Here is a 19895-nt window from a genome sequence, read left to right as displayed (position 1 = left end):
AGCGGACGGACTCAGCGTGCATGCCGCCCCGACAGCGCCTGGGCGCGGAATTCGGCCAACTGCGGCTCGACTTCCTGCGGGAGGAACTCGCGGAACTCCCGGCCCAGGCTGCCGTCCAGTAGCGCGATAGGGTCCTGTCCCTCATAGCACCCGAGGTTGGGCGCGTGTACGAAATAGCCGAGCAGGCGCTGCAAGCGCACGGGAAGCTGCGCCGCCAGCTCGAGTGGCACGGCCAGATACTGGTTTTCGGCCTGTCTGAGCCAGCCGAGGCTGTAGCTGAGGACGAGACCGGTGCGCTCGCCTGCGCTGCGGTTGGCGCCGCCGCCGTGCTGCAGCGAACCGAAATAGATCAGCATCGATCCGGCGGGCATGGTCGCATCCAGGATTTCATCCGCGTTTGCTTCGCGGGTCGGCGGCCAGCGGTGGCTGCCCGGCACCACGCGGGTGGCGCCATTCTCCGAGGTGAAATCATCGATGGCGATCATGCAGTTGATCATGGACTCGCCGCTGCGGTTTTCGAACGGGAACATGGCGGCATCGGTGTGGATGTATTGCTGCGGTTCGCCGGGGCCTATGCAGATCGCCTGAGTCAGGTTGAGCTGGTACTCGCGACAACTGAGCAGCAGGAAGGTGTCCATGACCGCCGTGATCAGCGGGTGGATGGCCAACTGGCGGCATGTCTGCGACTTGCTTATCAGTCCGCTCAGGCGGCGGGTCGCGAAACCGTAGAAGTTGCCATGGCAGGTGGCGGTGCCGCTCAGGTGCACGGCCAGTTCTTCGCGCAGGGTGCCGAGCAGGGTCGGCGTGAGCAGGTCGGTGACGACGACGCAGCCGTCGTGTTCCAGGGCTGCCGTGATGGCGTGCAGGGGTGCTGTGGCGCTGAAGCGGTAAATATCGTGCATGTTTTGACTTTCCGCAATGATGTTGGGGCAATAGGAAATCTGTCGTAGATGGGGGGTGTCGTCAAGGCAGGGAAAAGCGTTTAATGACTGTTCTGCCCAAAAGGGCAGCCTGCGAGACGAGCGGCTGATGTCGAAATTTACAATATGCTAATGTTCGATTAGTATTGGAGTGGTGGGAGGCCGGAATGAATCATCCAGCACAGGCAAACGGCGGTTCCAGACCGCTCCAGGACCGTTTTGGCCGGCGCATCGATTACCTCAGGGTTTCGGTCACCGATCGCTGCGATTTGCGTTGCCAGTATTGTCGGCCGCGCCATTTCGACGGCTACGCCGAACCCGAAGACTGGCTGACGCCGCTCGAAATCGAACGCGTGGTCGCTGCCTTTGCGCGCCTGGGCGTAGGCCGGGTGCGTATCACCGGGGGCGAACCGCTGCTGCGCCGGAACATCGGCGGCATCGTCGCTTCGCTGGCGACGCTTCCCGGCGTGCACGATCTGTCCCTGTCCACCAATGCCACCCAGCTTACCCGGCATGCCGCCGCGCTGAAACAGGCGGGCCTGCACCGGCTCAATATCAGCCTCGACTCTCTCGATCGCGAGTGCGTGGCCGACCTCTACGGTCGCGACAGCTACGATGCCGTCATGGCCGGCATCATGGCCGGCAAGGCCGCCGGACTGGTTCCCATCAAGATCAACATGGTGGCCATGCGTGATGTGAACGAGCATGAGATCGAGCGCATGGCCGCTTTCTGCCTGGACAACGGTTTCATTCTGCGGCTGATCGAGGCGATGCCGATCGGGGAGGCGGGCCGCAATGCGAGTTATTTGCCGCTGGATGGCGTGCGCGAGCGATTGATCGAGCGCTTCGACCTCGAGCCCTGCGCCCGCGAGCTTGGCGGCGGCCCGGCCCGCTATTGGCAGACGCGCGACGGCAGAGGCCAGATCGGGTTCATTACCCCGATTTCGCAGCACTTCTGTGCGACCTGCAACCGCGTGCGCCTGGCTGTGGACGGCACCCTCTATCTGTGTCTCGGTCAAGAGGCACGCTTCGAGTTGCGGCCGCTGCTGCGCGCCGGCATCGACGACTGCAGCCTGGACGCGGCTATACGCGAGGCGATCGAATTGAAGCCCGAGCGTCACGAATTCATCGAGGCGCCGGGCCGGATCATGCGCTTCATGTCGCAGACGGGAGGGTGATCCGACGCGTATGTCCAAGGTCTCCACCTCGCACGCCGCTGTCGACCTTCCGCCCGTGCTGGGCGTCTGCGGTTGGTCCGGCAGCGGAAAAACCAGCCTGATCGAGCGTCTGTTGCCTGTCTTCGCGGAGGCCGGCTTGCGCGTCAATGTCGTCAAACACTCGCATCATGCGCCGACACTGGAACCGGCAGGCAAGGACACCGCCCGTTTTCGCGCCGCTGGCGCGCACGAGGTGATGCTGGCTTCGCCCTGGGGCGTGGCCATCATGAGCGAGGCGCGCGGGGCGCAGCAGGCTCCGCTGAACGCGCTGCTGGCGCGGCTGGCCCCTGCCGACCTGATTTTGGTCGAGGGCTTCAAGCACGAAGCGATTCCGCGTCTGGAGGTCTGGCGCGCCGCAACCGGCAAACCCCTGTTGGCGGCGACCGACAGCGGCATCATCGCTGTCGCCAGCGATAGTCACCCCGAGTGCGATGTTCCGCTCGTCGATCTCGACGATACGATTGCTGTCGCTTCTTTCATCTTGCAAACACTGGGTATCGATCATGGCGCAATTTCAGCTTGACCCGGCGCCGACCGCCAGCGGGGTCACCGTGCATATTCTCTATTTCGCCCGCTTGCGCGAAATCCTCGGCCTGGGCGAGGAGACGCTGACCGTTGCGGTCGGCAGCAGCGTGGCGAGTCTGCTTGCTGCGCTGGCTGCGCGCGGCGAAGTATGGGAAGCTGAACTCGGCGGCCAGCGCCTGGTTCGCGCCGCCATCAATCAAGAGCTGGCTGCGCGCGAGGCGATCTTGCCCGATGGCGCCGAACTGGCGCTGTTTCCTCCCGTGACCGGGGGGTGACATGGCACGCATCGCGATACGGGTGCAGGAGCACGACTTCGATGTCGGCGCGGAATATGCGCTGCTGGCCGGTATTGCGGAGGTCGGCGCCATCGCGGCCTTTGTCGGACAGGTTCGTGAACTGCCGGGTGGCGGTTTGTCGGCGCTGACGCTCGAACATTACCCCGGCATGACCGAGAAGATGCTGGCGCGCATCGCCGATGCCGCCTGCGAACGCTGGCCGCTGGATGCGGTGACGGTGATTCACCGCTTCGGACGGCTCGAGCCCTGCGCACGTATCGTGCTGGTGCTGGTTGCCAGCGCTCATCGGCATGCCGCCTTCGAAGCTTGCGAGTATGTGATGGACTACCTCAAAACCGAAGCGCCGTTCTGGAAGAAAGAATCCGCGTTCGGCAAAGACAGCTGGGTGGAGGCGCATGCCAGCGACGAGGCCGCGCGCGAGCGCTGGCACGCATCGTGATATCGGCGCTGATCCTGGCTGGCGGGCAGGGCCGTCGCATGGGGGGAGTCGATAAGGGCCTGGTCGAGCTCGATGGCCGGCCCTTGGTCGCCTGGGTTCGCGCCGGGCTCGCCGCGCAGGGAGTCGCTTACGACAGGGTCTATGTTTCCGCCAATCGCCATGGCGATCTTTACCGCGCCTGGGGCGATGTTGTCCTGCCCGATTTGTGGCCGGGCCAGCCGGGGCCGCTGGCCGGCATGCACGCGGGCCTGAGTGCTTGCACGACGGCTCTGCTGCTGGTTGTTCCCTGCGACGTTCCCCGGCTGCCCCCCGATCTGGCGTCGCGGCTCGTGACCGCGCTCGAGGATAGCGGTGCCGCCGCCGCGTACGCCTCCAGTGGCGGGCGCGCTCATCCCGCATTCTGTCTTCTGTCCACATCCCTGTTGCCCGCGCTCGATGCCTGTCTCTCCCGGGGGCAACGGCGCGTGTTCGACTGGCTGCGGTCGGTTGCCGCGGTCGAAGTCGAGTTCGCCGCCTCGTGTTTCGTCAATCTGAACACCCCCGAAGACGTTGCGGCCTGGTCTGCGCGCGCTGCGCACTGAACGGCGAGGGGACGCACGGGTTTTATTGCGCGCAGTTGATATGTGTATATAAATAATATATTTTGGTATATTATTGCCGGGACATTTGGAGCTGCCATGGATGCTACTGTTTCTACTCTCGACATCGCGATGATGCGTGCCGCTGCCAACGAGGCGACGGCGTTGCTGCGTGCGCTGGCCAACGAAGATCGTCTGTTGCTGCTGTGCCAGTTGGTGCACGGTGAAAAATCCGTCGGCGAACTGGAAGAACTGCTCGGAATCCGCCAGCCCACGCTATCGCAGCAACTGGGGGTGCTGCGCACGGAGGGGCTGGTTGCGACCCGGCGCGAGGGCAAGCGTATTTTTTATTCCGTATCCGACCCCCATGTCGCCGCCGTACTCGCCACCCTCTATCAGCTGTATTGTCCGCAAGACCAGGAGTGAGTTGTCGCCATGCATATCGACTGGATGAATTTCACGCCGTGGACGGCACTGGCCGGCGGTGCGCTGATAGGGCTGGCGGCGGCGTGCTTGTTGCTGTTCAACGGACGCATCGCCGGCATCAGCGGTATCGTGGGCGGTTTGCTGCGCCCGCGCGCAACAGATATCGGCTGGCGTCTTGCCTTCGTCGCCGGCCTGCTGATCGCGCCGAGCGTCTACCGCCTGTTCGCGGCCTTGCCCCGCATCCGCATCGAGGCCTCCTGGCCCGTGCTGGTCGTCGCGGGTTTGCTGGTCGGTCTCGGTACGCGCTATGGCTCGGGCTGCACCAGCGGACATGGTGTGTGCGGTGTGTCGCGACTGTCGCCGCGATCGCTGGCGGCCACGCTATCGTTCATGGCGGCCGGTTTTGCGACCGTGGCGCTGCTGCGTCACGTAGTCTGAGCGCGGGGGAGCCATGACGATACTGTTTGCTTTATTTTCCGGCCTCATCTTCGGACTGGGCCTGATTGTGGCCGGCATGGCCAATCCGGAAAAAGTCCTGGCCTTTCTCGATCTGGGCGGGCGCTGGGACCCGTCGCTGGCACTGGTCATGGTCGGTGCCATCGCCTGCGCCAGCGGGGCGTTTTATCATGCGCGCGCTCGACGATTGTCCCTGCTCGGTGCGACCATGCAGCTACCGACGGCGACTCGCATCGACCGGCGACTGTTGGGCGGGAGTCTGCTGTTCGGCATCGGTTGGGGGCTGGCCGGTATTTGCCCCGGCCCGGCGCTGGTTCTGCTGGGGGCGGCTCTGCCCAAGGGGCTGATCTTCGTCTGCGCCATGCTGACGGGTATGCTGCTGTTCGAAGGGCTGGAGCGTTTGACCCGGCGCCCGTGATGGGGCGTGTATCGCGTCGGCGGCGGTTTCCTCCCCGTTTTATGGCACCATGAGTCTTGCCTTTTTCTCCGGAACCCAACCGTGTCGCGTGCCGAACGTCTGCTCGAATTGATGCAGTGCCTGTATCGCCACCGCTATCCGGTCAGTGGCGCCGATCTGGCTGTCGAACTGGGGGTCAGCCTGCGCACGCTGTATCGCGATATCGCGTCCTTGCGCGTGCAAGGGGCGCATATCGAGGGGGAGGCTGGCGTCGGATATGTGCTGCGTCCCGGTTTCATGCTGCCGCCCCTGATGTTCTCTCCCGATGAAATCGAGGCGCTGGTGTTGGGGTCGCGCTGGGTGGGCAAACGCGCCGATAGCCGGTTGGCGACGGCCGCGCGCGATGCGTTGGCCAAAATCGCCGCCGTTCTGCCTCCGGCATTGCGGCATGAGCTGGAGTCCACGCCGCTGTTGGTGGGGCCGGGCGCGCCTCTTGCCGTCGGCATTGGCTGCGATGGGGACGACCTGTCGCGGCTTCGCGCGTCGATTCGCGGGCAGCGCAAGCTGCGTATCCACTATCTCGATCTCAAGGGCGAGAGCTCGGAGCGCACGCTGTGGCCTTTCGCGCTGGGTTTTTTCGACCAAGTGCGTATTCTTGTCGCATGGTGCGAGCAGCGTCAGGCTTTTCGCCATTTTCGTGTCGATCGCATTCAAGCGCTGGAGGTGCTGGAGCAAACCTATCCGCGCCGTCGTCAGGCCTTGCTCAAGGAATGGAAACAGCAGGAGGGGATGGTCGAGCGTTGACCGCTACTGACAGTATCTGTCAGTAGCGGGCTCCAGAATGGTGTCAGGACGTATTCATGGAGCGGTCTTGTATCGCGCATCGTCCATCACCCGGAGGAGATCGAAATGTTCCACCCCGACTACCTGTTGCTCTATGTCGACAGCCCGGCGGCCAGCGCCGCCTTTTACTCCCGTCTGCTGCAATTGGACCCCGTCGAATCGTCGCCGACGTTTGCCTTGTTTGCCCTGCCATCCGGCCTGAAGTTGGGCCTGTGGTCGCGGCATACGGTCGAACCGGCCGCCAGCGCCCTTGGAGGCGGCGGCGAAATGGCGTTTTCTGTCGCCGACGAAGCCCGTGTCGATGCTGTCTGCGCCGAATGGAGCGGACGTGGACTGACCATACTGCAAGCGCCGGTGGCGATGGACTTTGGCTATACCTTCGTCGCACTCGATCCCGACGGCCACCGTCTGCGGGTGTTTACCCCCAGCGAGGGCTAGACCGGGGCGGGCTCGACTGGCAATGCCGTGGTTTTATTTTCTTGCATCCGGTTTTGCGAACTGCATCGGCCTATACTGGAGAGGCGCTGGCAATTTCCGGCGCTTACCAGGAGTACGAAAATGGGCAAGATACGACAAAGCAACAAAGAAACCAAGAAACAGCCGGCCTTGTCGCCGAAGGAAAAAAAGGCCGCCAAGCAAGTCAAGAAGCATGGCCCGGTCGGTGCACCGCTGGTTCCCCCGCGCTGAGGCATTGCACGGCTTGACCGCCAGTTAGCGCCGCGACGGTCCTGCTCAATGCGCGTAAGGCCAGGTCTGGGTCGCCGCACTGCGCTCTGACGATCGCGCCGTCCACCGCCTGAGCGATGGCGCTGGCATCCAGCCCTTCCTGCGGCGGCAGCAGCGTGGCAAGCCATGCGGTCATCTCCTGCTTGTGCCGTCGACAGATCGCCGCCGCCCCGGGCAAGGAGGCTCCCACTTCCGCCGCACTATTGATGAAGGCGCAGCCGCGGAATCCTTCGTCAGCAAACCATTCTCCCAACGTCGGCACCAGTGCGCCGATATCGCCGCCATTTCGGCTAAGTGCCGCAGCGAACCATTCCATCCACTGTCGGTGCCGGTATTCCAGAAAGGCGAGCACCAGATCATCCTTGCTGGGAAAGTGACGATAGAGCGTGACCTTGGTGACACTGGCCTGGGCGATGATGCGATCGATGCCGGTCGCGCGGATTCCATCGCGGTAGAACAAGGCATGGGCGGTCAGCAGTATGCGCTCGCGTGCCGAGGCGCCCGCAGGCAGGGGAGGGAGATCGTTTTGCATGGTGCCGATTGTAGACAGGGTTGTCTGCTTCGGCTAGAGTTTGATGTGTAGACAGTTCTGTCTACATGCCATGAGGACGATGATGATGGAAAGCCGACCGCCGCTCCCCCCGTTCACCCGCGAGAGCGCACTCCTGAAAACCCGGCTGGCGGAAGATGCGTGGAATTCGCGCGACATCGATCGGGTCATACAGGTTTATAGCGAGGATACCGTATGGCGCAATCGCACCGAGTTTCCGGTCGGACGCGAACAGGTGCGTCAGTTTCTGGCGCGCAAATGGAGCCTTGAACTCGATTACCGCCTGATCAAAGACCTGTGGGCGTATAGCGACAGCCGCATCGCCGTACGCTTTGTCTACGAATGGCACGATGCCGCCGGGCAATGGTTCCGCTCCCATGGCAACGAAAACTGGGAGTTCAATGCGCAAGGTCTGATGCGGCGGCGCTTCGCAAGCATCAACGATCAAGCGATTGCCCCCGAGCAACGTCGGTTCTTCTGGCCGACAGGTCGGCGGCCGGACGATCACCCTGGCCTTGAAGAACTCGGCTTCTGAGCACCGTGCGCGGCGAATTCGTCCGTCCGCGTCCAGAGCGTCTTGTGGGCGAAGTGCTGGCTGTTGTCCGTGAACTTGATTTCCTCCATGGCGATGCGCCACATCGGCGCCGAGAGTGCACGTGCCACCGGAAAGCGCCTGCAGTAGCGCAGGCGGGCCTCGGTGTCTTGCTTTGTGCCCAGCACCCGGATGTCCCCCCGGTATTGCACCCCCTGAATCAGGTCGACGGCCCGGGTCTGCCGGGCGATGGTGCCGGCGATGCGGGGATTCTCCGTCATCATCACGCCGTGCCGCGTCCGCGCCGATGTCATCACGTCCAGTGCCATGGCATCGGCATCGAACACGTAGAACGCATTGGCGCACCACAACTCGCCTTCATGCATGGCACACAATGTGAGCACATGCTGTCGCGTGAGAAAGCGGTGCAATGCGCTGCACTCGTCGTCGCGGCTCATTCTGCCACGGCCGCAGGCGCGAGGGTGCGCAGATCGGTGACCGCCTGTGCCCCGAACCCCGGGCTCAGCACATAGTCGAGCAACTGGCGGGCGACATCGGCCGGTGTCGACAGCCCGCCTCCGGTTTTGAGTTCATCGAAACGCTCGCGCAGGGGGAAGCGCTCGAGCGGCGTGGCGCGGATCTCGGCTTGCATCGCCGTGTCGATCACGCCCGGTGCCAGGCTCGCGATCCGCAAGGCGGGCAGCGCATCGGCGGCGACGGCACGCGCATGGTGGTCGAGCGCGGCCTTGCTCGCGCAATAAAGGCTCCAGCCTGCGTAGGCTGTACGTCCGGCGCCGCTGGAGATATGCAGAATGCGCCGGTCGTCGCTGTAGCGTGTGGCGTCGACAAAAGCGTCGCTCAACATCAGCGGAGCGGCGACGTTGACCGCGACGGCCTCGGCAATGGCGCGCGCGCCTTGCTCGCCGGCCTGTCCAACCGGCTGCAGCAGCCCCGCGTTGTTGATCAGAATGGCGGCAGTCTCACCCGTCAGAAAGCGGGCCAGGCTGCCTTCATCCAGCCAGGCTGCCAGCGCGGCCGGATGCGAAAGATCGATTTCGACTTGTCGCAATTGATGACCGAAGCGGGCCGCCAGCTCAGGATTGTGGCGCCGGGACAGACCCAGCACCTGACTGCCGTTTTCCAAGAACGCGCTGGCGATGGCTGCACCCAGACCCCGGCTATGCCCGGTGACGACGACGTTGGCGATAGATGGCATATATTTCCCCCTGGTTGATGATCCGATTAAACGCCACCCCGTGCCGGCAGGCAATGGCGGCGGCGCCCGACAGGGGCAGGGCAGGGTGTGCTCCGCTCGAACCGCGAAGTGATTTTGCTTACCTTTGGCGGCGATTTCGGCTAATCTGCTGTCTGCGCCGGGAGGCTGCGCCTATGGCGCGGCCAATCCGAAGCGCGCCGCCGCGGCTTTGCCGCGCCAGGCTGCGGTATATAACATGGGTATTCTCAGTCGGGTACTCACTCATTAGCGCGTTGACATAATAAAAAACGACAATGGCATTCGCGGGATCATTGCGTTGATCATTGCGTGTTAACCGTGGGATTCCTATCCCAGCTAATGAGGGCATCGTGATGAAAATATCACAGCGTCTGTTGATCATGATAATCAGCGCCGTAATCGGGTGCTGTTTTATTTCCGTGGTATCCCTGGTCCAGATCGATCATATCAATCGCAATCTGACCCATATTTCCGATAGAACCATTCCCGATATTTCGGCCGTCGACAGCATTGCGCTGAACTTTTCCAAAGTCAGAGGCGACGTCATGGGCTTGCTGTCCAGCAGCGACATGTTCGAGAACCAGACTCTGTTCGATCGTATCACCGAACGCCGCGAGCAGCTGGATGCCCAACTGCAGGCTTATGCCGGCAAGGCGGGCGATGAGAAAAACCGCGCCCTGATCAAGGTCGCCGCCGTCGACGCCGGACAATATCTCGCGGACGTGGACAAAATAGTCGATTTGTTCAAAAGCAACCAGCGTGATCAGGCACTTGAACTATCCAGGACGATGCTGAGCCAATACGACAAGACGATGGATGAAATCAAGAGCGATGTGAGTTACAACATCCGCCTGGCTGCCGCCGATAAGGCGAATGCCGCTGCCACGATACGGCAGTCGAAGCTGATTCTTTACTTCGCCCTTGGCTCGACAGCCGGTGTGCTATTCACCCTCGGTCTGATCATCTATCGCCAGATCAGCAATGGATTGCGCAGCGCCCAGGATATCATCATGAAGATAGAGGCGAGTCACGACTTCACCTTGCGTGCAGATGCCAGCGGCAAGGACGAAATCGGCAGCACACTGCGGACATTCAACGAGTTTATCGCCCATCTGCAAGCTAGCCTGCGTACTTTGCAGGATGGTGCGCGCGAAGTCTCGGTCACGACCGGCGAGTTGCTTGCCGTTTCAAACAGCGTGGCCAGTGGCTCCAGTGCGCAAAGCGAGTCCTCCGCCTGTATGGCGGCGTCGGTCGAACAGATGACGGTCAGCATCAATCAGGTGGCCGACCGTGCGGGGGAGGCAAACGCGTTGTCGGGCAGTGCAGGTCAGCGCGCCGAAGAAGGGCAGCGCGTGATCGGCCAAACCGTGTCAGACATCCATGCCATTGCGGCGGCGGTCGAGGCTGCCGAGCGCGATATTCTGGCGCTGGGGGGCAGGAGCAAGGAAATCGCGACTGTTGTCAATGTGATTCATGACGTCGCCGAACAGACCAATCTGCTGGCACTGAATGCCGCGATCGAAGCGGCCAGGGCGGGTGAGACCGGCCGCGGTTTTGCCGTGGTGGCGGATGAAGTGCGCAAGCTGGCCGAGCGCACGGCCTCCTCGACCCAGATCATTGCGGCTATCGTCGCCTCGATCCAGTCGGGCTCGGACAGCGCGGCGAGCCGGATGCGGGATGCCGTGCGGCAGGTGGGGCAAGGGGTCGACGGGGCCAGTTCGGCACAAGATTCGATGAGCGGCATCTGTGTCGCGTCGAGTCAGAGTGTCATGCTTGTCGGCGAGATATCCAGCGCCATACGTGAGCAAGGCGGAGCGACCAATGCGATCGCGGCCCAGGTGGAGCAGGTGGCGCAAATGGCGCAGGACAACAGCGCCGCCGCAGGCAAGGCGGCAGCAATGGCACAGCAACTGGAACGGGTTTCGAGTCATATGAGCCGGGTGGTGGGAGCCTATAGCCTGTGAGTGGGCTGGCGGCGATGCGTCATTGATAAGAATTGGCCAGTGTGTCCTGGTGTTTTTTTATGATTTTTATTTATAATCAAGAACCGGGCCGCAGCCGATCGCCGCGGCCGTTCTTTCGTCCCGAAACGGACGGGAGCCCGAATGTCGACCGGCCCGCCAGAGCGTGCGTAGCCGGCCCCGTGCAGGAGTAGCTGTTGAGATGTGGGCGTATTTTACCAATTTGGGCGATTTGTCCGTCATGGTTCCGGCAGCTTGCCTGATCGTCGTCTGGCTGCTGTGTAATCGCGAGTGGTCGCGGGCAGGGCGCTGGATCGCCTTGTTCGGGCTCGGCGGTCTTCTCGTCGCGAGCAGCAAGATCCTGTTTATCGGCTGGGGCTACGGCAGCCAGAGGCTGGATTTTACCGGCATCAGCGGGCATACGATGCTCGCTAGCAGCGTGCTGCCTGTCGTGTTCTTTCTCGGTCTGAGTGCGTTAGCGCCGCGCACGCGGTATTGCGGCCTGGCCTTAGGCCTGCTGTGCGGTGCCCTGATCGGCTATTCTCGTCTGATGGTCCACGTGCACTCGCTCTCCGAAGTCGTCGCCGGTTTTTGCGTCGGCGCCGTTGTCAGCCTGCTGTTCGCTTGGCGGATCCCGCTACGGCGAAACAGCCGTTTCGGCGCCGTCGTCATGGCCGTCGCCTTCGGGCTGGTTCTGAACTGGCAGTTTGGCGTGCGCGCCCCCGGGCAGGACATCATGACCCGCATCGCGCTGCATCTCGCCGGCCACGACGTGCCCTATGTGCGTGGCGTCTGGCGCGGCTGAGTCGCGGATGCGCGCGAGCAGGCGGCGCCGGATAAGCCCGCTGACCGGGCGGATCAAGATCCAGTAGGGCAGAAAGCGGATATAGGCCGAGCGCGAGTTGCAGCAGACTCTGGTTTCGCTTGCCAGACAAATGCGCCCACCGGGGACCGGGGTCACGCTGAAATTCAGGACGAGTCTGGCGATGCCGGCCTGATTCAGTTGGGCGAAGGCGGCGGCATCGGGGACGGGCAGCAAACCATAGTCGAGCTGCCAGAAACGGCCCGCCAGACCGAGCACGACCTCGCGCTCGCCATCGCGCGCCAACAGGGTAAAATTATCGATCCCGAACGGGTGGCGCTGGCCGAGGCCGCCACCCAGGCCCAGCCGGGCAGGCCATTCACGTAGCCGGATGAAAGCGCGTATCCAGGCATCGGCCGTGCTGTCCGGCTGCAGGGCCGCATCGATAAGCGAGCCCGGCACGGCCTCCAGCAGCAGCTGATGTCTTTCGCGAAACTGGAAATCTGGCAGCAGCGTGTCGATCAGCATGGCGCCCCTTTCGCACGGCGCATGCCGGTCTCCGTTTCGGGCGCCGCCGCGCGGACCGGGCGCGACATCAGGATGCCGTCGAAATAGTCGGCTCCGACTTTCGTGTCCCGCCGCAGCAGGGCCTGATGCGCAAACCCGACCTTTTCGTAGAGATGCCGCGCGGCATGATTATCGGCGCGCACCATCAAATAGATAATCTCCAGCACCCCCTCCTTCGTCATGCGTTCCTGTGCGTTCAGCAGCAAGCCGTGGCCGACTCCGCGGCCTTGCCAGCCCGGCGCGACACCCATGTTCAGATCGGCCGTATGGGCCAGGCGCTGCCAGGGGCGAGGCTTGACAAACAGATAGCCGCCGGCTGCCGCATCGTCGCGGGCCAGCAGAAACACTGCGCCCGGCAAGGCGGCCAGCTCAGTCAGATGGCGGGCGAAAGCGGCCTGGTCGGGAAACATTTCGTCTATCGTGGCGACGAAGCCGTCGCTGGCACGATAGACCGAACGGATCAGCTCATAGCTCTCCTCGACCGGCTGATGAAATCCATCGACAAAGCGCATGGGCGTCCTTTACTGCTGCGGGGCAGGGCGTCGTGCCGAATCGAGCCATAGAGCGACGCCGCCATGGCGCGAACAGGTACCGCTGCGATGTTTGCTGAAACTGTAAGAACCGTCCCGGCATCGGGCGCTGGCACCGGCCGGCGCCCGCCCCGACCGGGTGTGTGCAGGCCGGTGTACGCTTGTGCCGTCGGCATTGATATAGCTCCCCTGTTCGATCAACTGCGTGGAATCGGGGGAGGGAGTGGGCGAGCTGGCCAGGGCCGGCGGCAAGACAAGCGCGCCGAGAAGCGCGAGGGCGGCAAGTTTCATGACATCTCCATTTGGTATGTCATTATCTTGCCACCGCCATCGGTCGATGTCATTACAATACGCGCCACGGCGGACCCGCTGTCCCTGCGATCTCAGCGCGCGGCCAGTGCGCGCTGATTCGATTCATAAATGGAATCGGCAGCCAGGGCGCTTCCCGACTTTACTGCGGCCTGCCATTGTTCAGTCGAAACCACTGCGGCGAAACCGGTATGCATGACGACGGTGAACACGCGGTGGATCTCCTCTGCCGTGGCCTCGCCCAGCGCGTTGCGGTATGGAGGCGATCCGGCCGCATCATGCAGTAGTTCGACTCTCCACCCTTCGTGGCTCGCCTGGCGGACCGTTGCATCATCGCAGTTGTGTGTCATATAGCCGACCACGCTCAAGGTATCGATGTCACGTTCGCGCAGCCACTGACCGAGGCCCGTTCCAGTCAGGGCGCTGGCCATCGTTTTTTCGATCCTGAGCGTGTGAGGCCGATCGCGTATCAGCGGGTGGAGCTCGGCGTTGTGGCTGCCACGTGCGAACAGGGGGGAGTCGGCCGCGGCCAGATGTTGCACGACGACGACGGGAATGCCCGCGGCACGGGCGCTATCCATGGCGCTTGCGATATTGGCCAGTGACGAATGGACATCGGGGTATTCGATTCGCAGATTGCCGGTCACGTATTCGTTCTGGACATCGATGACGATCAGGGCGCGCTTTGGGGGTTGGTGCATGGTGGACACCTCGGTGGTCGGTGCTGACAGTATCGAACGTTCCCGCACGGGCGCGTGAGTGACCCGAATGACAAACTACGCTAATATCGGGCCAATCTGCAGGACAAAGAAGAAAGGTTGCCATGCCGGCCCCCGTGGTTGCCGTGCTCGCTTTCGACCGCATCAGTCCGTTTCACCTGTCTGTGCCGTGTTTGATTTTCGGAGAATCGCGACCTGGGACGAGCCCGTTCCGACTCAGTGTCTGCGCCGTCGAGGCGGGGGCGTTGATGACGTCGGTGGGGTTCGGCATTACGGTCGAACGCGGCCTGGATGCCCTGTGCGATGCCGACATCGTTATCGTGCCGAGCTGGCACGACCCGCTCGTTCCTCCGCCTGCGCCATTGCTTGACGCATTGGCCGCCGCCGCCGCCCGCGGCGCCCGCATGGTCGGTTTGTGCCTGGGGGCTTTTGTGCTCGCCGAGGCGGGCTTGCTCGACGGCAAACGCGCGACCACGCACTGGGCCTGGGCGCCGCAATTTCGCAGCCTTTACCCTGCCGTGCAGCTGGATGCGGATGTGCTCTATGTCGAGGATGGCGCTGTGTTGACCTCGGCCGGCACCTCGGCCGGCATCGACTGCTGTCTGCACCTGTTGCGACAGTATTGCGGAGCGGAAGAGGCCAATCGTGTCGCGCGTCGCCTGGTCATGCCACCGTACCGACAGGGAGGACAGGCGCAGTATATCGAACAAGCGCTGCCCGTCACGCCGCGCGATTCGCGCCTGGCCGGGCTGCTCGATTGGGTGCGGGCCAACCTGGGCGAACCCCACACTCTGGATAGTCTGGCGAGCAAGTCGCTGCTAAGCCGGCGCACCTTTACCCGTCGCTTTCGCTTGCTGACCGGGGGCACCGTCGGCGCCTGGCTGCTGGGCGAACGGCTGGCGCTGTGCCAGCGTCTGCTGGAGACGACGGACCAGAGTATAGACGCGATCGCATCGCTGGCCGGTTTCGGGTCGGGCGCTTCGTTTCGGCTGCACTTCGGCAAGGCCTTCCGGGTCTCACCCTCGGCTTGGCGCAAGACATTTCGCGGCCATTGAAGCCCGCGCCATCGCGCTGCCGACTGCCGCAAACACTGGCGGAACGGGGCGTTTAGCGGTATACTGACTGTCTAAATCTGGGGGCGACCTGGTTTCGACGGGGGTTGCGAAGCAGATGAGGGCATACCGGGATTTCAGTTACCCCGTAAAACGCTGAATTTCTTTAGTCGCAAACGACGAAACTTACGCTCTAGCCGCTTAATCGCGGTTAGACACTGCAGCGGTTCGCTGATGGGCCGTGGAGGCAACTCCCGCAGTGTCATTTTACATCAGCTCGCTTCGAGTCGGGTCGCTTGACTCGGAGTTAAAACCAAGGCGGCTCGCCTCTCCCAAGCCTGCCAGTCGGCGTGGTCGTGGTTAAAACTTAAATAGACGCGGCTAAGTATGTAGAACTCACTGTAGAGGACTTTCGGACGCGGGTTCGATTCCCGCCGCCTCCACCACGACAAGTCTAAGAGCCAGTAATGACGCGGTTTTCCGCTGATTTACTGGCTTTTTGTTTGCCTGCTGCTACATCTGCCTGCCACATATCGAGGCCAGCATGGTACGCAAAGCGCCCGCTCACCACTTCCGCCGTGGTAACGTGTTTTACTTCCGCCAGCCAATACCGGCGGATCTACAGCACTTATTCCCGACCAGAGAGATTTACTTCTCTTTGCACACCGAGATTGGTGCGCTTGCCGCCCGACTGGCGGCCTCACTGTCTATCGTAACCGGCGACATCATCCGTCGATTCAGAGAATCCTGCATGACCGACTCAGAACACAGCAGCGCAAAACCGAAAGCTGAAGCCATTGAATTCCAGCGCAACCTGAAGCAGGGACTGAAAGAGGCACGGCAAAGTCTCAGAGTTGCCGAACTGCAAGAAGAGCGCGACGATTTGCTGGTTGATGCGCAACGCAGGGTGAACGCGGGAAAAACCGCGCGTGCAGCCGATGTAGCCCGACTACAGACCGAGCAAATGAGCGAGATTGACCGCCAGCGCACCAGCCATGCCAACGCCGTTGCTTCAATGGCCATATACAATGCACAGACCATCGCTGAGATCGCCACCCGGCAACAGACGAAACCATCCATGCCGTTGTCAGAAGCGGTCGAATGCGTAGTATCAGCGAAGATGGCGAGCAACGAATGGACAGAGAAGACTGAGCATGAATACCGAGCTATTACAACTATCAAAAGAGCAGCAAGCAATGTTAATGGGGTGTTGTCCCTATTCACTGCAAGCAAGCGACCCGCGTTTGATCCCTTGGTCGAAAGCTTCCCGCTTAGCTGGTTATGGCTATACCGAAAAAAGATTGTTGGAAGCTTAATAGTCGGAAAATAAGAGGTAACCCCTCTGAGTGGTTTGCCATTGAAGCAGCCGTGAGTATTGATGACTTATCATTCTCTTTTTTAGGTTTCGATGGATGGCATCAAACCGACTTGGCTTGTTACGTTCCAATTGGCCTTGATGGCATCAAAAAAAATTGGCAGACAGACAACATTAATGGGCCACAAAAAATATTTATTTAAACGATTTATATTTCCCATTACACAAGTAGTGGCGAATCCTGCCACACCTGTTTGATTGACACCACAATCGTAACAAGATGGACAGATTAGGAAAATGGAAATGCACAAAGACTGGAAGGTGATTTTCAAGCGTAATTGTGGCAAACGAGTTGTCATCATCTCTCAGAACAAACTTCATGGACAGTTATGTGTTCAGTCAACAGTGCCTGATAACATGATACTCAACGAGCCGGATGACTCGCCAGAGTTTGTGGGCTCTCAACACTATCGCGCCGGTGAAAAATATGCCATAGAGATTGAGGAAAATGGGGAGCTTGAGGGTGCATTGACCGACATGGATTTTAGTGTTGAAGATGTGCAGGAAATCACAAAGGCCTTTGTTGTAGGGAATGCATCCGACCTAGCGTAGTCGGGCACAAAGGCAGTTTGATATGTGAATAACTTTCCATTTAATTTTTAAAACCAAGGAGGTAAGCAATGGAAAACAGTAACATTCTATGCATTACATTTAGCACCTCTCTGATGAGGGGCGCGACACCTAGTTATCGATGCAGTTATTCTGTGGTTGGCACTAGTGATGTAGTGTTTGTTAATGACAGAGGAGACTACACATACTTCGGTAGTGTAGACGAAGCCATCAATGCCATACTTAACAAGGCAACAAACGAGATCACGCGAGCACTTAATTCAGCCCGAGAAAATAATCCTAACTCCTCAGTAGGGACCCTAGAAGAGTGTTTTGAAAAGGTTCAGAATTTTTCAATCAATGAGAATAGAGACACGATTAGGCTAACCATCAGCCAAGATGGTCAGATTATGGTTGCCTCAGCTTAATCATGACAGGTATGCGCTAGCAGGCCGTTGAAAAACTAACGGCCATCCATTTGGTATAATCGTCAACATCCAACGAGCCACGGAAGCACCCGATGAGAGGCATCCGCAACGACGGTCAAACGAACCTGTTCAGCTACGTCCAGCTGGAGGAGCGCATCCCGGCGAACCATCCACTGCGCAAGATTCGCCAGATGGTCGATCTGGTGCTCGGTGCGATGGATGACGTGTTCGACGGCCTGTATTCGCGTGTCGGCCGACCGTCTATTCCGCCAGAACACCTGCTGCGCGCTTCTCTTTTGCAGGTGCTCTACACCATCCGCTCCGAGCGGCTGCTGGTCGAACAACTGGATTACAACCTGCTGTTTCGCTGGTTTGTCGGCCTTTCCGCCGATGCTCGCGTATGGGACCACTCCACCTTCTCGCAAAACCGCGACCGCCTGTTCACCGAGGATGTGGCACGCACCTTTTTCGTTCGCGTGCGTAGCATCGCCGAGTGGGGCAAGCTGACAAGCGACGAACATTTCAGTGTCGATGGCACGCTGATCGATGCTTGGGCCTCGCATAAAAGCTTTGTCCGCAAGGATGACGACAACTCGCCTCCAGAAGGACGCAACCCGGACGTCGATTTCCGGGGCGAGAAACGAAGCAACAAAACCCACCAGTCCAAAACAGATCCGGAAGCTCGACTGGCCCGCAAAAGCGCTGGCGATGCCAGCCGCTTGTGCCACATGGCTCACATCCTGCGAGCCAAACTGGCCGGGCAAACTTTTTTGGCGTTTGCAACTTATAACCTGGTCCGCATGGGAAGCCTGTCCGGCTGCTGGGGCGGATCGTGCGCATGTATAGGGCGTATTACGCCCAAAATCGCCGGATAACCGGCGAACAACCCGAAAACCAAGGCAGAAAACCGTTTCATAAGCATTCTGCCCACTGAAACAGCCCATTTTTTGGTTATTTGGAAATGGGTTGCGGCTATATCAGCGGATTTTTCAACGGCCTGTTAGAGAGGCGTGTGTTTTTTAATGCGTATTAGATTTGTCGGCGGTTTAATTTGCCGGTGTGTATGACACCAGCTCCTCAGTTGTCCAATTAAAAGAAAGACCTTTTGTATTAAAATCTTTATATTCACTTTTTATAATATTCTTCACAATGGGGGAGTACCATATATCTCTTGTCCAGACTCCATGGGCAATGCGGCCCGAGCTATTATTTTCCCAGAAGCCAGTGATGTGAATTTTCAATGCATCGAATGTGCCTGCTGGTACGTCAACTTTGGTCATTTCGATAACTTTTACCTGAGCTGTTCCGGTGTAATTTTCAGTTGTATATTCATACGGGTAAGATTTATTTTCACTCAGCGGCCATTGTAGAACCTTGATGTCCTGTCCTGCAGTCAACTTATTTTTAGAAATCCAGTTGAGTTGAATAGTGGATTTTGCTTTGTAATCACCATGGTTATTTTTCCCGGAGTAAAAAACCATTCCATTATCTATTTTGTCGACTTGGTAGGTCCAATGCCATAGCTCCTTCGAATGGTCATACCCATCGACGCGATGCATCTCCCATCGGTCGCCTACCTTGAGCTGAGGGGGCTGGATGTCAGTGGCCATTACCATCGGTGAAAACATCAGTGCCACGATAGAAAATTTATACGTCATATATTTTTATCCGTTTGTTATATAGAGCCCGCAATAACGTGGGGTTTGATGCCGGTACAAATAAGTCCTGCTTGCCTCCGGTGCCAGGCTCACCCATGAGCTTAGTGCGCCTTGTCCGATCGCACAATTAGTCCAGGATTGCTCAGCAGCACGGTAAGTACTGAATCTCTCTAGCATCAGTAGATGGTTTTTTGCCGGTTGAGGTACTGCCGTTCAAAGTGATCGAACACATCACGGGTCGCCGTGCGTTGGCCTTTTAATGTTACGCATGTGCTCGGTCTGCCTCAGCGGTGAACTATTAATCGGCCATCTGGTTAACCAGGTGGCGTCTGGCTGAATATTGGTTCATTCCCCCCTGCTCCGTTTCCACTGTTTGTGAATTGGCTTAAGCTAAGGACGCCGCAACTGGCCTGGAGTGTGGCCGGGTTTAAATTTTATATTGTTTCTGCGCCAGGAATTGTGCACTTGACAGACCCATAGTATATTTGGCAGTTGTATATTTTTTTGCTGTACTTTACTTTATATGTAGTAGCTAGTGTGCCTTTGTTGAAATTGTATATTTTAATTTTATTTTGCTCGACACCAAAGTAGTCGGCAGTTTTCTCTAGTGCGACTTCAGGAGTTATGTTGGAATTCATTGTTCCTGAAATAATGGCGGCGCAGCCAGTGATGTGCAATACGGTAATGCTTATTAATGATATTTTGAGTAATTTATTCACAATGCCACCATTTGTTGAGAGTTGTTTATTGCTTGTGATATATGATGGGTGGAGTTTCGTGCTGAACTTTGTCGCAAGCCGCCCCGG

General features: G+C 59.6%; 25 protein-coding genes, 1 other RNA gene and 1 pseudogene. 19 read left to right on the top strand and 8 right to left on the bottom strand.

Going from position 1 to position 19895, the window contains the following annotated elements:
* Positions 1-11: 11 nt before the first annotated feature.
* Positions 12-902, bottom strand: a complete 891-nt coding sequence (locus G520_RS21350) for a phytanoyl-CoA dioxygenase family protein (protein WP_051228937.1) — start codon at positions 900-902, stop codon at positions 12-14.
* A gap of 185 nt (positions 903-1087) precedes the next feature.
* Between G520_RS21350 and moaA the strand changes: the two genes are divergently transcribed.
* From moaA to G520_RS0103265, 10 genes are all read left to right on the top strand, one after another.
* A complete protein-coding gene (gene moaA / locus G520_RS0103310) occupies positions 1088-2098 on the top strand; it encodes a GTP 3',8-cyclase MoaA (protein WP_028534417.1) in 1011 nt (336 codons plus the stop codon).
* Between the two features lie 10 nt (positions 2099-2108).
* Complete coding sequence (mobB, locus tag G520_RS0103305) at positions 2109-2660, top strand: molybdopterin-guanine dinucleotide biosynthesis protein B (RefSeq protein WP_051228935.1); 552 nt, start codon at positions 2109-2111, stop codon at positions 2658-2660.
* Positions 2641-2937, top strand: coding sequence for a MoaD/ThiS family protein (locus G520_RS0103300; protein ID WP_051228933.1), 297 nt, complete (start codon positions 2641-2643; stop codon positions 2935-2937). The genes mobB and G520_RS0103300 overlap by 20 nt, the downstream gene beginning before the upstream one ends.
* A 1-nt stretch (position 2938) precedes the next feature.
* Positions 2939-3397, top strand: coding sequence for a molybdopterin synthase catalytic subunit MoaE (moaE, locus tag G520_RS0103295; RefSeq protein ID WP_028534414.1), 459 nt, complete (start codon positions 2939-2941; stop codon positions 3395-3397).
* Positions 3394-3978 (top strand): molybdenum cofactor guanylyltransferase MobA, encoded by a 585-nt coding sequence (gene mobA, locus G520_RS0103290; protein WP_211222747.1) that lies wholly within the window; start codon positions 3394-3396, stop codon positions 3976-3978. Before moaE ends, mobA begins: the two co-directional genes overlap by 4 nt.
* 96 nt (positions 3979-4074) lie before the next feature.
* Positions 4075-4401, top strand: coding sequence for an ArsR/SmtB family transcription factor (locus G520_RS0103285; protein ID WP_028534412.1), 327 nt, complete (start codon positions 4075-4077; stop codon positions 4399-4401).
* Between the two features lie 9 nt (positions 4402-4410).
* Positions 4411-4839, top strand: a complete 429-nt coding sequence (locus G520_RS0103280; protein ID WP_028534411.1) for a YeeE/YedE family protein — start codon at positions 4411-4413, stop codon at positions 4837-4839.
* A gap of 13 nt (positions 4840-4852) precedes the next feature.
* Positions 4853-5275: a DUF6691 family protein gene (locus G520_RS0103275; RefSeq protein ID WP_028534410.1), complete on the top strand. Its 423-nt coding sequence runs from the start codon at positions 4853-4855 to the stop codon at positions 5273-5275.
* A gap of 81 nt (positions 5276-5356) precedes the next feature.
* Complete coding sequence (locus tag G520_RS0103270; RefSeq protein ID WP_028534409.1) at positions 5357-6058, top strand: helix-turn-helix transcriptional regulator; 702 nt, start codon at positions 5357-5359, stop codon at positions 6056-6058.
* A gap of 105 nt (positions 6059-6163) precedes the next feature.
* Positions 6164-6535 carry a VOC family protein gene (locus G520_RS0103265; RefSeq protein ID WP_028534408.1) on the top strand — a complete coding sequence of 124 codons (372 nt, stop codon included), beginning with the start codon at positions 6164-6166 and terminating at the stop codon, positions 6533-6535.
* Positions 6536-6737: 202 nt separating this feature from the next.
* Here G520_RS0103265 and G520_RS21345 read toward each other — a convergent pair whose 3' ends face one another.
* Positions 6738-7355 (bottom strand): TetR/AcrR family transcriptional regulator, encoded by a 618-nt coding sequence (locus G520_RS21345; protein ID WP_051228931.1) that lies wholly within the window; start codon positions 7353-7355, stop codon positions 6738-6740.
* A gap of 79 nt (positions 7356-7434) precedes the next feature.
* Between G520_RS21345 and G520_RS0103255 the strand changes: the two genes are divergently transcribed.
* Complete coding sequence (locus G520_RS0103255; protein ID WP_246542659.1) at positions 7435-7908, top strand: nuclear transport factor 2 family protein; 474 nt, start codon at positions 7435-7437, stop codon at positions 7906-7908.
* Here G520_RS0103255 and G520_RS21340 read toward each other — a convergent pair.
* Together G520_RS21340 and G520_RS0103245 are read right to left on the bottom strand one after the other, a co-directional pair.
* Positions 7878-8363 (bottom strand): YhbP family protein, encoded by a 486-nt coding sequence (locus G520_RS21340; RefSeq protein WP_051228929.1) that lies wholly within the window; start codon positions 8361-8363, stop codon positions 7878-7880. The genes G520_RS0103255 and G520_RS21340 overlap by 31 nt on opposite strands.
* Entirely contained in the window at positions 8360-9121 is a 762-nt protein-coding gene (locus G520_RS0103245; protein WP_028534406.1) for an SDR family oxidoreductase, read from the bottom strand. The genes G520_RS21340 and G520_RS0103245 overlap by 4 nt, the downstream gene beginning before the upstream one ends.
* 371 nt (positions 9122-9492) lie before the next feature.
* On the opposite strand from G520_RS0103245, the gene G520_RS0103240 reads away from it, so the two are divergent.
* Both G520_RS0103240 and G520_RS24265 read left to right on the top strand, forming a co-directional pair.
* Positions 9493-11103: a methyl-accepting chemotaxis protein gene (locus G520_RS0103240; RefSeq protein WP_028534405.1), complete on the top strand. Its 1611-nt coding sequence runs from the start codon at positions 9493-9495 to the stop codon at positions 11101-11103.
* Between the two features lie 199 nt (positions 11104-11302).
* Positions 11303-11905, top strand: coding sequence for a phosphatase PAP2 family protein (locus G520_RS24265; RefSeq protein WP_084637439.1), 603 nt, complete (start codon positions 11303-11305; stop codon positions 11903-11905).
* A gap of 518 nt (positions 11906-12423) precedes the next feature.
* Here the strand turns inward: G520_RS24265 and G520_RS23845 are convergent.
* The 3 genes from G520_RS23845 to G520_RS0103220 all read right to left on the bottom strand — a co-directional run bounded on the left by G520_RS23845 (position 12424) and on the right by G520_RS0103220 (position 14009).
* Positions 12424-12981 carry a GNAT family N-acetyltransferase gene (locus tag G520_RS23845; RefSeq protein ID WP_051228927.1) on the bottom strand — a complete coding sequence of 186 codons (558 nt, stop codon included), beginning with the start codon at positions 12979-12981 and terminating at the stop codon, positions 12424-12426.
* A 9-nt stretch (positions 12982-12990) separates the two neighbouring features.
* Positions 12991-13290 (bottom strand): DUF3761 domain-containing protein, encoded by a 300-nt coding sequence (locus G520_RS21325; RefSeq protein ID WP_036665163.1) that lies wholly within the window; start codon positions 13288-13290, stop codon positions 12991-12993.
* A gap of 92 nt (positions 13291-13382) precedes the next feature.
* Positions 13383-14009: a cysteine hydrolase family protein gene (locus G520_RS0103220; RefSeq protein WP_036665160.1), complete on the bottom strand. Its 627-nt coding sequence runs from the start codon at positions 14007-14009 to the stop codon at positions 13383-13385.
* Between the two features lie 122 nt (positions 14010-14131).
* Between G520_RS0103220 and G520_RS0103215 the strand changes: the two genes are divergently transcribed.
* The 6 genes and pseudogenes from G520_RS0103215 to G520_RS21320 all read left to right on the top strand — a co-directional run.
* On the top strand, positions 14132-15082 hold the full coding sequence (locus G520_RS0103215; protein WP_051228925.1) for a GlxA family transcriptional regulator: 951 nt from the start codon (positions 14132-14134) through the stop codon (positions 15080-15082).
* 79 nt (positions 15083-15161) lie between these two features.
* Positions 15162-15525, top strand: a transfer-messenger RNA (tmRNA) gene (gene ssrA / locus G520_RS24260).
* 98 nt (positions 15526-15623) lie between these two features.
* On the top strand, positions 15624-16409 hold the full coding sequence (locus G520_RS0103210; protein WP_028534402.1) for a DUF6538 domain-containing protein: 786 nt from the start codon (positions 15624-15626) through the stop codon (positions 16407-16409).
* Positions 16410-16447: 38 nt separating this feature from the next.
* Positions 16448-16597 carry a hypothetical protein gene (locus tag G520_RS24775; RefSeq protein ID WP_156876857.1) on the top strand — a complete coding sequence of 50 codons (150 nt, stop codon included), beginning with the start codon at positions 16448-16450 and terminating at the stop codon, positions 16595-16597.
* Positions 16598-16691: 94 nt separating this feature from the next.
* Positions 16692-17006, top strand: a complete 315-nt coding sequence (locus G520_RS0103205) for a hypothetical protein (protein ID WP_156876856.1) — start codon at positions 16692-16694, stop codon at positions 17004-17006.
* 517 nt (positions 17007-17523) lie between these two features.
* Positions 17524-18174, top strand: a pseudogene (locus tag G520_RS21320) (IS5 family transposase); the annotation flags it as partial.
* 303 nt (positions 18175-18477) lie between these two features.
* On the opposite strand, the gene G520_RS0103195 reads toward G520_RS21320, so the two are convergent.
* A complete protein-coding gene (locus G520_RS0103195; protein ID WP_028534400.1) occupies positions 18478-19089 on the bottom strand; it encodes a hypothetical protein in 612 nt (203 codons plus the stop codon).
* Between the last annotated feature and the right edge of the window lie 806 nt (positions 19090-19895).

Origin of the sequence: Paludibacterium yongneupense DSM 18731 (genome assembly GCF_000422925.1) — a bacterium.
Classification (GTDB): Bacteria; Pseudomonadota; Gammaproteobacteria; order Burkholderiales; family Chromobacteriaceae; genus Paludibacterium; species Paludibacterium yongneupense.
Note: the sequence above shows the minus strand (reverse complement) of the source record. Positions and strands in the feature narration are given on the sequence as shown.

Bases quoted from the DNA above. Each gene is read 5' to 3' on its own strand.
- G520_RS21350 (WP_051228937.1), bottom strand. From the start codon at position 902: ATGCACGATATTTACCGCTTCAGCGCCACAGCACCCCTGCACGCCATC.
- moaA (WP_028534417.1), top strand. From the start codon at position 1,088: ATGAATCATCCAGCACAGGCAAACGGCGGTTCCAGACCGCTCCAGGAC.
- mobB (WP_051228935.1), top strand. From the start codon at position 2,109: ATGTCCAAGGTCTCCACCTCGCACGCCGCTGTCGACCTTCCGCCCGTG.
- G520_RS0103300 (WP_051228933.1), top strand. From the start codon at position 2,641: ATGGCGCAATTTCAGCTTGACCCGGCGCCGACCGCCAGCGGGGTCACC.
- moaE (WP_028534414.1), top strand. From the start codon at position 2,939: ATGGCACGCATCGCGATACGGGTGCAGGAGCACGACTTCGATGTCGGC.
- G520_RS0103285 (WP_028534412.1), top strand. From the start codon at position 4,075: ATGGATGCTACTGTTTCTACTCTCGACATCGCGATGATGCGTGCCGCT.
- G520_RS0103280 (WP_028534411.1), top strand. From the start codon at position 4,411: ATGCATATCGACTGGATGAATTTCACGCCGTGGACGGCACTGGCCGGC.
- G520_RS0103275 (WP_028534410.1), top strand. From the start codon at position 4,853: ATGACGATACTGTTTGCTTTATTTTCCGGCCTCATCTTCGGACTGGGC.
- G520_RS0103265 (WP_028534408.1), top strand. From the start codon at position 6,164: ATGTTCCACCCCGACTACCTGTTGCTCTATGTCGACAGCCCGGCGGCC.
- G520_RS21345 (WP_051228931.1), bottom strand. From the start codon at position 7,355: ATGCAAAACGATCTCCCTCCCCTGCCTGCGGGCGCCTCGGCACGCGAG.
- G520_RS0103255 (WP_246542659.1), top strand. From the start codon at position 7,435: ATGATGATGGAAAGCCGACCGCCGCTCCCCCCGTTCACCCGCGAGAGC.
- G520_RS21340 (WP_051228929.1), bottom strand. From the start codon at position 8,363: ATGAGCCGCGACGACGAGTGCAGCGCATTGCACCGCTTTCTCACGCGA.
- G520_RS0103245 (WP_028534406.1), bottom strand. From the start codon at position 9,121: ATGCCATCTATCGCCAACGTCGTCGTCACCGGGCATAGCCGGGGTCTG.
- G520_RS0103240 (WP_028534405.1), top strand. From the start codon at position 9,493: ATGAAAATATCACAGCGTCTGTTGATCATGATAATCAGCGCCGTAATC.
- G520_RS24265 (WP_084637439.1), top strand. From the start codon at position 11,303: ATGTGGGCGTATTTTACCAATTTGGGCGATTTGTCCGTCATGGTTCCG.
- G520_RS23845 (WP_051228927.1), bottom strand. From the start codon at position 12,981: ATGCGCTTTGTCGATGGATTTCATCAGCCGGTCGAGGAGAGCTATGAG.
- G520_RS21325 (WP_036665163.1), bottom strand. From the start codon at position 13,290: ATGAAACTTGCCGCCCTCGCGCTTCTCGGCGCGCTTGTCTTGCCGCCG.
- G520_RS0103220 (WP_036665160.1), bottom strand. From the start codon at position 14,009: ATGCACCAACCCCCAAAGCGCGCCCTGATCGTCATCGATGTCCAGAAC.
- G520_RS0103215 (WP_051228925.1), top strand. From the start codon at position 14,132: ATGCCGGCCCCCGTGGTTGCCGTGCTCGCTTTCGACCGCATCAGTCCG.
- G520_RS0103210 (WP_028534402.1), top strand. From the start codon at position 15,624: ATGGTACGCAAAGCGCCCGCTCACCACTTCCGCCGTGGTAACGTGTTT.
- G520_RS0103205 (WP_156876856.1), top strand. From the start codon at position 16,692: ATGGAAATGCACAAAGACTGGAAGGTGATTTTCAAGCGTAATTGTGGC.
- G520_RS0103195 (WP_028534400.1), bottom strand. From the start codon at position 19,089: ATGACGTATAAATTTTCTATCGTGGCACTGATGTTTTCACCGATGGTA.